A 12,443-nucleotide genomic window follows, 5' to 3' on the forward strand; every position below is an offset into this window, starting at 1 on the left:
CTTCGCGAAGGTCGAGAACATGTCGAGGCGGGCCATGTCAGAAATCCCAGCCCTCGTCGTCCGCGGCCGGCGCGGCCTCTTCGGCGGCGGTGGCGAACGCCTCGCCCGCCATGCCCGCCGCGAGCGTCGTGCCGTCGGCCGGGTCGATCAGGAGGAACGACCCGGTGCGCCGCGAGTCGGCGTAGGAGTCGAGCGCCAGCGGTTCGGCGGTACGGACCTTCACGCGCCCGATGTCGTTGGCGACGAGCCGGCCGGGCTCCGGGTGCTGGGACAGGTCGTCCAGGGTCAGCCGCGAGGGGATCTCCTTGACGATCGCCTTGACCGTGCGGGTGGTGTGCTTGAGCAGCACCCGCTGGCCGACGTTGAGCGGCGTGTCGGCGACATGGCAGACCGTCGCCTCGATGTCCTGCGAGGTCGGCGGGGTGTCCCCGCTCGGCACGATCAGGTCGCCGCGCGAGATGTCGATGTCGTCCTCCAGGAGCAGGGTGATGGACTGCGGCGTCCACGCCACGTCCACCGCCTTGCCCAGCAGGTCGATCCCGGTGATCCTCGAGGTGCGGCCCGAGGGCAGGACGGTGACCGACTCGCCGACGCGGAAGGTGCCGGCGGCGATCTGGCCCGCGTAGCCGCGGTAGTCGGGGTGCTCGGCGGTCTGCGGGCGGATCACGTACTGCACGGGCAGCCGCGCGTGGCACGAGGTCAGGTCGTGGCTGACCGGGACCGTCTCCAGGTGCTCCAGGACGGTGGGGCCGCCGTACCAGTCCATGGTGGCGGACGGCTCGACGACATTGTCGCCGGCCAGCGCGGAGATGGGGATCGCGGTGATCTCCGGGACGCCCAACTCGGCCGCGTACGCGGTGAATTCCTCGGCGATCTCGGCGAAGACCCGCTCCTCGTAGGCGACGAGGTCCATCTTGTTGACGGCGAGGACGACGTGCGGCACGCGCAGCAGGGCGGCGACCGCGGCGTGGCGGCGGGTCTGCTCGATGACGCCGTTGCGGGCGTCGACCAGGACGACGGCGAGGTCGGCCGTGGAGGCGCCGGTGACCATGTTCCGGGTGTACTGCACGTGCCCGGGGGTGTCGGCGAGGATGAACCGGCGCCGGGCGGTGGCGAAGTAGCGGTAGGCCACGTCGATGGTGATGCCCTGCTCGCGCTCGGCGCGCAGACCGTCGGTGAGCAGCGCCAGGTCGGGGGCGTCGGCGCCGCGGCTGGCGGACACGCGCTCGACGGCCTCAAGCTGGTCGGTGAGGACCGACTTGGAGTCGTGCAGGAGCCGCCCGACCAGGGTGGACTTGCCGTCGTCGACGGACCCGGCGGTCGCGAAGCGCAGCAGCGTGGTCGCCGAGACGTCGGCGAACTGCTCGGTGGACGTGCTCATTAGAAGTACCCTTCGCGCTTGCGGTCTTCCATCGCGGCCTCGGACAGCTTGTCGTCGGCCCGGGTCGCCCCGCGCTCGGTCAGGCGGGAGGCGGCGATCTCGGCGATGACGGCGTCCAGCGTGGTGGCGTCGGAGTCGACGGCGCCGGTGCAGGACATGTCGCCCACCGTGCGGTAGCGGATCAGCCGCTTCTCGACGGTCTCGCCGTCCTTGGGGCCGCCCCACTCGCCCGCGGTCAGCCACATCCCCGAGCGCTTGAACACCTCCCGCTCGTGCGCGAAATAGATCTGCGGCAGCTCGATGTCCTCACGGGCGATGTACTGCCACACGTCCAGCTCGGTCCAGTTGGACAGCGGGAAGACGCGGACGTGCTCGCCGGGGGCGTGGCGGCCGTTGTAGAGCTGCCACAGCTCGGGGCGCTGGCGGCGCGGGTCCCACTGCGAGAACTCATCCCGCAGCGAGAACACCCGCTCCTTGGCGCGCGCCTTCTCCTCGTCGCGCCGCCCGCCGCCGAAGACCGCGTCGAACTTCTCGCTCTGGATCTTCTCCGTGAGCGGCACCGTCTGGAGCGGATTGCGCGTGCCGTCGGGGCGCTCGCGCAGCTTTCCGGCGTCGATGTACTCCTGCACGGAGGCGACGTGCAGCCGCAGCCCGTGCCGGGCCACCGCCCGGTCGCGGTACTCGATGACCTCGGGGAAGTTGTGCCCGGTGTCCACGTGCAGCAGCGAGAAGGGGACGGGCGCGGGGGCGAACGCCTTCAGCGCCAGGTGCAGCATGACGATGGAGTCCTTGCCGCCGGAGAAGAGGATCACCGGCCGCTCGAACTCGCCCGCCACCTCGCGGAAGATGTGCACCGCCTCGGACTCCAGGGCGTCCAGGTGGCTGAGGGCGTAGGGGCTGCTGGTGCCCTCGCCGGTCGTCGTGGCGACGGTCGTCATGCTGCACCCCTTTCGTTCGCTTCTCCGCCTGCGCGGCGCAGGGGTGCGGGCTTCGTGGTCGTCCGCGGCCGGGCGGCCGCGCATGCGTCGCTCACAGGACACCCCTTTCGTTCGCTTCTCCGCCTGCACGGCGCAGAGGCGCGGGACTCGTGGTCGTCCGCGGCCGGGCGGCCGCGCATGCGTCGCTCACAGGACACCCCTCTCGGTGAGCAGCGTGTACAGGGCCGCGGCGGACTCCGCCACCGTCTGGTCCTGCGACTCGATGCGCAGGTCGGGCGAGGCGGGCTCCTCGTAGGGGTCGTCGACCCCGGTGAGCCCGGATATCTCACCCGCGGCCTGCTTGGCGTACAGGCCCTTCACATCGCGTACGGAGCAGACCTCGACCGGTGTCGCGACATGCACCTCCAGGTACGCGGTGCCGTTGGCCTGGTGGCGCTTGCGCACCGCCTCACGGCTGTCCGCGAACGGCGCGATGACCGGCACGAGCGCCAGCACGCCGTTGCGGGCGAGGAGTTCGGCGACGAAGCCGATGCGCTGCACGTTGGTGTGCCGGTCCTCGCGGCTGAAGCCGAGCCCCGCCGAGAGGAACTCGCGGATCTCGTCGCCGTCGAGGACCTCGACGCGGCGGCCCTCCGCGCGCAGGCGGCCCGCCAGTTCGTACGCGATGGTCGTCTTGCCGGCGCTGGGCAGGCCGGTGAGCCAGACGGTGGCTCCGGTCACGTGGTTCTCCTGAACTGCTCGTCGTGCCGCGGTCATCCGTGAATCCCGCACTCGGTCTTGGCGTTCCCGGCCCAGCGGCCGGCGCGCGCGTCCTCGCCCTCCAGCAGACGGCGGGTGCACGGAGCGCAGCCCACCGAGCCGTAACCGTCCATCAGGAGGGGGTTGGTGAGCACGCCGTGCTCGGCGACGTACGCGTCGACGTCGTCCTGCGTCCAGCGGGCGATGGGCGAGACCTTGACCTTGCGGCGCTTCTCGTCCCAGCCGACGACCGGCGTGTTCGCGCGGGTCGGCGACTCGTCACGGCGCAGCCCGGTGGCCCAGGCGGCGTACCCCTTGAGGCCGTCCTCCAGGGGCTGCACCTTGCGCAGCTTGCAGCACAGGTCGGGGTTGCGGTCGTGCAGCTTCGGGCCGTACGCGGCGTCCTGCTCGGCCACGCTCTGACGGGGCGTCAGCGTGATGACGTTGACGTCCATCACGGCCTCGACGGCGTCGCGGGTGCCGATCGTCTCCGGGAAGTGGTAGCCGGTGTCGAGGAACACGACGTCGACGCCCGGCCTGGCCCGCGAGGCGAGGTGGGCGACGACCGCGTCCTCCATGGAGGAGGTCACGCAGAACCGCTCGCCGAAGGTGTCGGCCGCCCACTGGAGGATCTCCAGGGCGGACGCGTCCTCCAGGTCGCGCCCCGCCTGCTCGGCGAGCGCCCTCGACTCCGCGTCCGTACGCATTGTCTGAGTGGACGTCATATCTGATCCCCTCCGCCGTCGGTGTGCTGAACCCCCCGGGCGAGGAGCCCGAGGAACTTCAGCTGAAAGGCCCGGTTGCACGCCGCGCATTCCCAGGCGCCGTGCCCGGTCTCGTTCGGGCGCAGGTCCTCGTCGCCGCAGTAGGGGCAGTGGAAGGGGGCGGCTCGCTCGCTCACTTCAGGGCCTCCTCGGAGGCGCGGGCGGTCCAGGTGGCGAAGCGCTCGCCGTCCTCGCGCTCCGCCTGGAAGCGCTTGATGACCCGCTCGACGTAGTCGGGAAGCTCGTCGGCGGTGACCTTCAGGCCGCGGACCTTGCGGCCGAAGCCGGCGTCGAGGCCGAGCGCGCCGCCCAGGTGCACCTGGTAGCCCTCGACCTGGTTGCCGTCGTCGTCCAGGACCAGCTGGCCCTTGAGCCCGATGTCGGCGACCTGGATGCGGGCGCAGGCGTTCGGGCAGCCGTTGATGTTGATGGTGATGGGCTCGTCGAACTCCGGGATGCGGCGCTCCAGTTCGTCGATGAGCGAGGCGCCGCGCGCCTTGGTCTCGACGATGGCGAGCTTGCAGAACTCGATGCCGGTGCAGGCCATCGTGCCGCGCCGGAACGGCGAGGCCTTGACCTTCAGGTCGAGCGCCTCCAGGGCGGAGACGAGCGAGTCGACCTGCTCCTGCTCGATGTCGAGCACGATCATCTTCTGCTCGGCGGTGGTGCGCAGCCGCCCCGAGCCGTGCGCCTCGGCGACCTCGGCGATCTTCGTGAGGGTGGCGCCGTCCACGCGGCCGACGCGGGGCGCGAAGCCGACGTAGAAGCGGCCGTCCTTCTGCCGGTGCACGCCGAGGTGGTCGCGCCAGGTCCCGGCGGGCTGCTCGGGCGCGGGACCGTCGGCCAGCTTCCGCTTCAGGTACTCGTCCTCCAGGACCTGGCGGAACTTCTCGGGGCCCCAGTCGGCGACGAGGAACTTCAGGCGGGCGCGGTTGCGCAGCCGGCGGTAGCCGTAGTCGCGGAAGATGCCGATGACGCCGCCGTAGACGTCCGGTACGTCCTCCAGCGCCACCCAGGCGCCGAGCCGCACGCCCAGCTTGGGGTTGGTGGACAGGCCGCCGCCGACCCAGAGGTCGAAGCCGGGGCCGTGCTCGGGGTGGTGCACGCCGACGAAGGCGACGTCGTTGATCTCGTGGGCGACGTCCAGCTGCGGGGAGCCGGAGATCGCCGACTTGAACTTGCGCGGGAGGTTCGAGAACTCGGGGTTGCCGATGAAGCGGCGCTGGATCTCGTCGATGGCGGGGGAGCCGTCGATGATCTCGTTCTCGGCGATGCCCGCCACGGGCGAGCCGAGGATGACGCGCGGCGTGTCACCGCAGGCCTCGGTGGTGGAGAGCCCCACGGCTTCGAGCCGCCGCCAGATCTCGGGGACGTCCTCGATGCGAATCCAGTGGTACTGCACGTTCTGCCGGTCGGTGAGGTCGGCGGTGCCGCGCGCGAACTCCTCGGAGATCTCGCCGATGACGCGCAGCTGCTCGGTGGTCAGCCGCCCGCCGTCGATGCGCACGCGCAGCATGAAGTACTCGTCGTCCAGCTCCTCCGGCTCCAGGATCGCCGTCTTGCCGCCGTCGATCCCGGGCTTGCGCTGGGTGTACAGCCCCCACCAGCGCATGCGGCCGCGAAGATCATTGGGGTCGATGGAGTCGAAGCCGCGCTTCGAGTAGATCGTCTCAATGCGTGTCCGCACATTGAGACCGTCGTCGTCCTTCTTGAACTGCTCGTTCCCGTTGAGCGGGGTGAAGTGGCCCACGGCCCACTGGCCCTCGCCGCGGTGACGGCTCGCCTTGCGGCGGGGCGTGGCTGGGGCGGGGTTCTCTGGGGTGGCGGGCATGGGAGTACGTCCTTCGGGGCAGCGGAAAGCCAGCTCTGACCTGCGGATACGGGCACATGCGGAGATGCGGACATGCGCGCGCGGCGCTGCGCAGGGAGGGAAGCGGGGAAGTCGAGTGATCAGATGTGCGGCGGTGCTGAGCTGGTCAGCGAGCCGGACACATGGCGCTGGACATGCGGCCGAGGTCGACGTGACGCCGACTCACCAAGGCAATTCCAGTGCGATCCATGACGGAAGCGTGTCACGGGACTTTCGGCCCAGTCCAGCATTATCCAGAATGTGGACACCCCTGTCCCGGATGATGGACAGGGGTGTCATGGGTCACAGAGATCAAAGGAGCGGGGCGGGGTGCGTCAGTCGCGCAGGGCCCCCGGCCACGGGCCCGGAGCGGCCACCTCCGGTTCCTGGTCGACCTTGGTGTCGAAGAGCTTGAAGCCGCGGCGCAGATAATTGTCCATGGCGTGCTCGCCGTCCAAGGAACAGGTGTGCAGCCAGACCCGCTCCGTCGGCGGCAGCTGTGGCCACCGCCCGGCCAGGTCCCAGGCGCGCGCCACCCCGTACGAGAGGAGGTGCCCGCCGATCCCGCGGCCCCGGAAGGCCGGCAGCAGCCCGAAGTACACGATCTCGACGACGCCGGGCGCCGCGTCCCCCCGCTCACCCCGCGCCGCCAGTTCCACGTACCCGGCGGGCGTCCCCCTGTCGTACGCCACCCACGTCTCCACACCCGGCCGCGCCAGCAGCTCCTGCCACTCGGCATAAGTGAGGGACAGCCGGTCGGTCCAGCTGATGTCCCCGCCGACGGACGCGTACAGGAACCGGCTGAACTCGGGCGAAGGGACTTCGGCGCGCACGATCCGTACGTCGCCCTCGGGCGCGGCGGCGGGCAGCAGATCGGTGGGAGACGTCTGCTCCAGCGACCACGTGGTGACAGTGAGACTCATGGGGCTCAGCGAATCACGGCCCCGCGACGGGACGCCATGAGGGGGCTCAAGGCTCCGCCACGCTCCGCGCCCGCCGGATCGCCGGCGCCGTCGAGTGCGGCAGGAGGTTCGCGGGGTGGTCCGGGAGGACCAGCTCCACCTCGACGTCCTCGCGGAAGCGGTAGGGGCGGTGGGCGAGCAGAGGGCCCAAGTAACGGCGCATACGGGAGAGTTCGGCCCGAACCGTCACCGTACGCTCCGGTTCGCCGAACATGTCCTCGGCCAGGCCCGACGCGGTGCGCCCCTTGCGGTGCGTGGCCAGGAGGTAGAGCAGCTCCGCGTGGCGCGGGCTCAGGTCGTGGGTCCAGTCACGGGCCCCGCCGAGCATCGCGAGCGTCCACCGGCGCGCCCCGCTCACGTCCAGCACGACCCGGGTCGCGGGCAGCGGCTCCGGCGTCTCCCACGGGTCCTCCGGACGCAGCAGCCAGCCGCCGGGCAGCGGCTCCACCCGGCAGGTGCCCAGCGACGGCAGCCAGGCGCGGCCCGCCGCGAGGGCCTTGGGCAGCCGCAGCCGGTCCGCCGCGGGCATGCCCGTCACCGCGGCGGTCCAGCCGTGCACATCCACGGCGAGGGCCCGGCCCGCCAGACGCGCGAGGACCGGGGCGGCCACCGCGCGCAGCCGCTCCAGCGCCGCCACGTGCCGCTCGCGCAGCCGGGCCTCGGCGAGCTTGGCCACCGAGTCGACCAGCGCCAGCGTCGCCGGATGCATGGTCCGCAGCGGGCCACTGACGTCGACGACGCCCAGCAGCGTGCCGTCCCGCGGATCGGTCACCGGCGCGCCCGTGCACGTCCAGGAGTGGTGGGTCCGCACGAAGTGCTCGGCGGAGAAGACCTGCACGGGGCGGCGCACCACCAGCGGGGTGCCGACGCCGTTCGTGCCGACGACGCCCTCACTCCAGTCCGCTCCGGGTTCAAAACCGAGCGTGTCCGCCTTGCGGAGCACCGCGGAGCTGCCCTCGCGCCACAGCACCCGGCCGTCCGCGTCGCAGACGACCATGATGTGCTGCGCGGCGTCCGCCACCGTCACCAGGGCCTCGCGCAGCCCCGGCAGGATCGGCAGCAGCGGCGAGGCGCGGCGGCGCTCCTCCAGTTCCTCCTCGCTCAGCAGCCGGGATCGGACGTCGCGGTCCGGGTCGACCCCGCCGGTCAGCATGCGCCCCCAGGACTCGCCGATCACCGGCCGCGGCATGACGCGCGGGCGCTGTCCGGAGAGCGTCGCGTCCCGCACCCCCTTCAGGAGCCGCGCGGCGTGCGCGAGGTCCATGGTGGAGATCCGCGCGAGATCGATCGTCGAAGGGGCGTTCATCACCACTGGGTCCTTTCCGGCCAGACCAGTGCGTACGAGGCGTCCCCTCATCGTGCCTTGTGCGCGCGGCCCGCAGTGATGGTTCGACGATGAATCAAGTGACGTCGGGCGCCGTCCACGTTGCAACCTCATGCAACTCTCGCGAACGGCTGTGCGGTGACTGAATCTGGTCACCACACCGCCCGTGCGGTGTTCATGCTCCTCAAGGGGCCTGAAGTGCGGGGGTGGTGCCGTGTCGGCGCGGCACCACCCCCGTGTCGGCGGTCAGGACCGCGGAGCGGCCCGTTCCACCACCGAGGCCAGATCCAGGCTGTGCGGCAGCGTGCCGAACGCCGCGCCCCAGTCCCCGCCGAGCCGCGAGGCGCAGAACGCGTCGGCCACCTCCGCGGGCGCGTACCGCACAAGCAGCGACCCCTGGAGCACCAGCGCCATGCGCTCCACGAGCCGCCGGGCCCGCGCCTCGATGCCCTCCAGGTCGGCCAGTTCGGTCAGCAGCCCCTTGATCGCGCCGTCCAGCCGGTGATCGGCGCCCCGGGCCCTGCCGACCTCCTGGAGGAACGCGTTCAGGGCCTGCGGCTCACGCTGGAGCGCCCGCAGGACGTCCAGGGCCTGGACGTTGCCCGACCCCTCCCAGATGGAGTTGAGCGGCGCCTCCCGCAGCAGCCGCGGCATCCCCGACTCCTCGACGTAGCCGTTGCCGCCCAGGCACTCCAGGGCCTCGCCGACCATCGGCGTGCACCGCTTGGTCACCCAGTACTTGGCGGCCGGCACCGCGAGCCGCAGGAACGCCCGCTCCTGCTCGCTCCCGTCGTCGTACGCCGCCGCCAGCCGCAGCGCCAGCGTCGTGGCCGCCTCCGACTCCAGCGCCAGGTCCGCCAGGACGTTGCGCATCAGCGGCTTGTCGATCAGCTTGCCGCCGAACGCCTCCCGGTACGTGGCGTGGTGCACCGCCTGCGCGACGGCCTGCCGCATCAGCGCGGCCGAACCCAGCACACAGTCCAGGCGGGTCGCCGCGACCATCTCGATGATGGTGCGCACCCCGCGCCCCTCCTCACCGACCCGCCGCGCCCACGTCCCGTCGAACTCGACCTCGCTGGAGGCGTTGGAGCGGTTGCCCAGCTTGTCCTTGAGCCGCTGGATCGCGAACGGGTTGCGCGTGCCGTCCTCCAGGACGCGCGGCACGAGGAAGCAGGTCAGCCCCTGCTCGGCCTGCGCCAGCACCAGGAAGGCGTCGGACATGGGCGCCGAACAGAACCACTTGTGGCCCTTCAGCTCGTACGTCCCCTCCTCCGAGAGAGCCGCTGCGCGCGTCGTGTTGGCCCGTACGTCGCTGCCGCCCTGCTTCTCCGTCATGCCCATCCCGAAGAGGACGCCCGCCTTCTGCGACGCCGGGCGCAGCCCCTGGTCGTAGATGGTGGAGGTCAGGCGCGGCTCCCACTCGGCGGCGAGCGCCGGATCGGCGCGCAGCGCGGGCACGGCGGCGTGCGTCATCGACACCGGGCAGCCGTGGCCGCCCTCGACCTGCGTCCACACCAGGAACCCGGCCGCGCGCCGCACATGCCCGCCGGGCCGCGACCAGGCCGTGGTCAGGCCCCCGCCGACCGCCTTGCCGAGCAGCCGGTGCCAGGACGGATGGAAGTCGACCTCGTCGATCCGGTTGCCGTACCGGTCGTGGGTGCGCAGCACGGGCGGGTACGCGTTGGCGAGTGCTCCCCACTCCTGCGCCTGGGCGGAACCGGCGCTGCGGCCGAGCAGCGACAGGTCCTCGCGGGCGGAATCGAGGAGCTCCGGGTCCAGATGCCGCTCGACGCCCTCCACGAGGGCCCGGTCGGACGCGAATACGTCATATCCGACCAGGGGCGGAGCCTGGTTGGTCACTGTGTGGGTGGTGGCTGCCATGCCGCTACGGTAAGGAGGTGCACCAGGCAAATGAAACACCCGGGCGGCCCTCCGGACGCTGGAAACGGGCCCGCGCTCTGTACCGCGACGTCTCCAAGCGCAGGACCGCCTGGCTGCTGCTCAAGGACACCGTCAACTCGTGCATCGAGTACCGCATCCTGGGGCTCGCGGCCGAGGCGGCGTTCTTCACGCTGCTCTCCGTGCCGCCGCTGCTCCTGAGCCTCATCGGGCTGCTCGCCTACGTCGACCGGTGGACCGGCGCGAACACCATCGCCAGCGTCGAGAACAACATCCTGGAGGCGTCCCGCACGGTCCTGTCCGACCGGGGGGTGAGCCAGATCGCGCAGCCGATACTGGAAGACGTCATGAAGGTCGGCCGTCCCGACGTGATCTCCATCGGCTTCGTCTTCGCCCTGTGGTCCGGCTCGCGCGCCGTCAACGTCTTCATCGACACGATCACCGTGATGTACGGCCTCGACGGCGTGCGCGGCATCGTCAAGACCCGGCTCCTCGCCTTCGGCCTGTTCATCGTGGCGCTGCTCATCGGCTCGGTCGCGCTGCCGCTGATGGTGGCGGGGCCCGACGCGGTGGTGAAACTGCTGCCCGGCTCGACGACGGTCGTCCAGATCCTCTACTGGCCGGTCGTCGTCATCCTCTCCGTGGTCTTCCTGACGACGCTGTACCACGTGTCGGTGCCGGTGCGTTCGCCGTGGGTCGAGGACATGCCGGGCGCGCTGATCGCGCTCGCCATGTGGGTGCTGGGCAGCTTCCTGCTCCGCATCTACCTCACCAGCACGGTGGAGGGCCCCACCATCTACGGCTCGCTGGCGGCGCCGGTCGCCGTGCTCCTGTGGATCGGCGTCTCGGCCTTCGCGGTCCTCGTGGGCGCGGCCGTCAACGCGGCGATCGACCGCGTCTGGCCGTCCGTCGCCACGGCCGCGGCGCGCGCCGCCAACGACCGCATAAGGGAGGCCCAGGCCGCCGAGGTCATCGCCCGCGCGGCCGCCGCGCGCGAGGGACTCGACCCCGACGACCCGGAGATGCCCTCCGAGTTCCCCGAGCGGTGGTCCCGCTTCCTGCCGCCGGACGACGTGACGGCGCGGCTGCGGACGCACGCGAAGAAGAACGGCACGGAGCAGCCTCCGGAGTGACGCGTCGGCCCCCCGGCGTTGGTGTGCGGGGGGCCGCACCCCCTCGGAGAGCACCGCGTTGCGGCCGTCGAGGGTCTGAAGTCGTCAGGTCGCGCGGCGTAGCCTTCCCTGCGTGGCGCACGAGACCGGCGACGAGGGAGCCTACCGGGAGCGGCCGTCCCGGCTGGCCGGCGCCGTCGTGTGGACGCGCACGGCCACCGGCACACCCGGCGACGACCGCCCCGTGCTGCCCGACGGCTGCATGGACCTGCTGTGGACGGAGGGCAGGCTGTTCGTCGCGGGCCCGGACACCCGTGCGTACGTCCCCGGCGCCACGGAGCCCGGCGCGCGCTACGTCGGCATCCGCTTCCACCCCGGCACCGCCCCCGCCTTCCTCGGCGTCCCCGCCCACGAGCTGCGGGATCGGCGCGTGGCGTTGGCCGACCTGTGGGGCACGGCGACGGCGCGCCGCCTGACGGACCGGGTGGACGGCGCGCCTGATCCGACGGCCGCCCTGGAGGCCCTCGCGATGCGGCGCGCCGCCGGCGCCGGGCCGCCCGACCCGTTTCTCGCGGAGGTGGTCAGGTCCCTGGACGCCGGCCGCTCCGTCGCCGGGACGGCGGCCGCCCTCGGCGTCCACACCCGCCTGCTCCACCGCCGTGCGCTGCCCGCCTTCGGGTACGGCCCGAAGACGCTCGCCCGCGTGCTGCGCCTCCAGCGGGCCCTCGCACTGGCCCGCGAAGGACTGCCGTACGCGGACACCGCGGCCCGGGCGGGCTTCGCCGACCAGGCCCACCTGGCGCGCGACGTCAGGGAGCTGACGGGCCGGTCGCTCACCGGGCTACTGGGCGGCTCCTAGGGCCTGTCTGACAATTCCCGTCTGCCTCGCGACGCCATGCACGCACTCTCGCCGCACCGGGCGCAGAGCCAAGTACATCCAGTACGAGGCCCTACGCCCGGCACGCCGAGAGCACGCACCTGACGCCGCGAGGCCGCCCTCCGGGCGACGACGGGAATTGTCAGACAGGCCCTAGCGGCGCGAAGAGGTCGACGCCGTTGCCGTCCGGGTCGAGCACGACCGCGTACCGCTGCCCCCAGGGCGCGTCGAAGGGCGTCAGCTCGCTCTTGTACCCGGCGGCCGTCAGCTCCTCGTGGGCCGTGTCGACGCCCTCCGGCGTCCCGCAGTGGAAGGCGAGCCCGATCCGCCCCCCGCCGCCGGGCGGACGCCGACCCTCGTGGAAGGACCGCACGGTCTCCTCCGTGTCGAAGGCGATGCGCAGGCCGCCGGGGAGCGCCGCCTCGACGTGCGGCGCGCTCTCGGAGCCCTCGGGGAACTCCAGGCCGAGGCGGCGGTAGAAGGCGAGCGACGCGGCCATGTCGGAGACGACCAGGCCGATCAGATCGAACCGGGGGGCGGGCGTGGGAGTGGGTGTGCTCTTCATGGTCGCGAGCCTATGAGCCCCCTGCTGACGGGTC

Annotated in this window: 13 protein-coding genes; 2 read left to right on the forward strand and 11 right to left on the reverse strand. The window is 72.0% G+C overall.

Going from position 1 to position 12,443, the window contains the following annotated elements:
• Positions 1-37: 37 nt before the first annotated feature.
• The 10 genes from J2N69_RS29725 to J2N69_RS29765 all read right to left on the reverse strand — a co-directional run bounded on the left by J2N69_RS29725 (position 38) and on the right by J2N69_RS29765 (position 9,837).
• Entirely contained in the window at positions 38-1,381 is a 1,344-nt protein-coding gene (locus J2N69_RS29725; RefSeq protein WP_230903436.1) for a sulfate adenylyltransferase subunit 1, read from the reverse strand.
• Positions 1,381-2,319 carry a sulfate adenylyltransferase subunit CysD gene (gene cysD / locus J2N69_RS29730; RefSeq protein WP_230903437.1) on the reverse strand — a complete coding sequence of 313 codons (939 nt, stop codon included), beginning with the start codon at positions 2,317-2,319 and terminating at the stop codon, positions 1,381-1,383. The genes J2N69_RS29725 and cysD overlap by 1 nt, the downstream gene beginning before the upstream one ends.
• Before the next feature lie 186 nt (positions 2,320-2,505).
• Positions 2,506-3,075 carry an adenylyl-sulfate kinase gene (cysC, locus tag J2N69_RS29735; RefSeq protein WP_230903438.1) on the reverse strand — a complete coding sequence of 190 codons (570 nt, stop codon included), beginning with the start codon at positions 3,073-3,075 and terminating at the stop codon, positions 2,506-2,508.
• Positions 3,072-3,782: a phosphoadenylyl-sulfate reductase gene (locus tag J2N69_RS29740; RefSeq protein ID WP_230903439.1), complete on the reverse strand. Its 711-nt coding sequence runs from the start codon at positions 3,780-3,782 to the stop codon at positions 3,072-3,074. The genes cysC and J2N69_RS29740 overlap by 4 nt, the downstream gene beginning before the upstream one ends.
• Positions 3,779-3,958, reverse strand: a complete 180-nt coding sequence (locus J2N69_RS29745) for a hypothetical protein (protein WP_127909339.1) — start codon at positions 3,956-3,958, stop codon at positions 3,779-3,781. Before J2N69_RS29745 ends, J2N69_RS29740 begins: the two co-directional genes overlap by 4 nt.
• Entirely contained in the window at positions 3,955-5,652 is a 1,698-nt protein-coding gene (locus J2N69_RS29750) for a nitrite/sulfite reductase (RefSeq protein ID WP_230903440.1), read from the reverse strand. Before J2N69_RS29750 ends, J2N69_RS29745 begins: the two co-directional genes overlap by 4 nt.
• Before the next feature lie 145 nt (positions 5,653-5,797).
• On the reverse strand, positions 5,798-5,881 hold the full coding sequence (locus tag J2N69_RS36575; RefSeq protein WP_330166862.1) for a putative leader peptide: 84 nt from the start codon (positions 5,879-5,881) through the stop codon (positions 5,798-5,800).
• A gap of 124 nt (positions 5,882-6,005) precedes the next feature.
• The gene (locus tag J2N69_RS29755) at positions 6,006-6,593 is read right to left on the reverse strand and encodes a GNAT family N-acetyltransferase (RefSeq protein ID WP_230903441.1); all 588 of its coding nucleotides are present in this window, start codon (positions 6,591-6,593) and stop codon (positions 6,006-6,008) included.
• Positions 6,594-6,639: 46 nt separating this feature from the next.
• Positions 6,640-7,938, reverse strand: coding sequence for a GAF domain-containing protein (locus tag J2N69_RS29760; protein WP_230903442.1), 1,299 nt, complete (start codon positions 7,936-7,938; stop codon positions 6,640-6,642).
• A 264-nt stretch (positions 7,939-8,202) separates the two neighbouring features.
• Positions 8,203-9,837, reverse strand: coding sequence for an acyl-CoA dehydrogenase family protein (locus J2N69_RS29765; RefSeq protein ID WP_230903443.1), 1,635 nt, complete (start codon positions 9,835-9,837; stop codon positions 8,203-8,205).
• Positions 9,838-9,854: 17 nt separating this feature from the next.
• Here J2N69_RS29765 and J2N69_RS29770 point away from each other — a divergent pair, with 17 nt between their 5' ends.
• Both J2N69_RS29770 and J2N69_RS29775 read left to right on the forward strand, forming a co-directional pair.
• Positions 9,855-10,988: a YihY/virulence factor BrkB family protein gene (locus tag J2N69_RS29770; RefSeq protein ID WP_230903444.1), complete on the forward strand. Its 1,134-nt coding sequence runs from the start codon at positions 9,855-9,857 to the stop codon at positions 10,986-10,988.
• 112 nt (positions 10,989-11,100) lie between these two features.
• Positions 11,101-11,826, forward strand: coding sequence for a DUF6597 domain-containing transcriptional factor (locus J2N69_RS29775; protein WP_230903445.1), 726 nt, complete (start codon positions 11,101-11,103; stop codon positions 11,824-11,826).
• 160 nt (positions 11,827-11,986) lie between these two features.
• Here J2N69_RS29775 and J2N69_RS29780 read toward each other — a convergent pair whose 3' ends face one another.
• Positions 11,987-12,409, reverse strand: a complete 423-nt coding sequence (locus J2N69_RS29780) for a VOC family protein (protein WP_230903446.1) — start codon at positions 12,407-12,409, stop codon at positions 11,987-11,989.
• Positions 12,410-12,443 lie beyond the last annotated feature (34 nt).

This window comes from Streptomyces huasconensis, assembly GCF_021028635.1.
Classification (GTDB): domain Bacteria; phylum Actinomycetota; class Actinomycetes; order Streptomycetales; family Streptomycetaceae; genus Streptomyces; species Streptomyces huasconensis.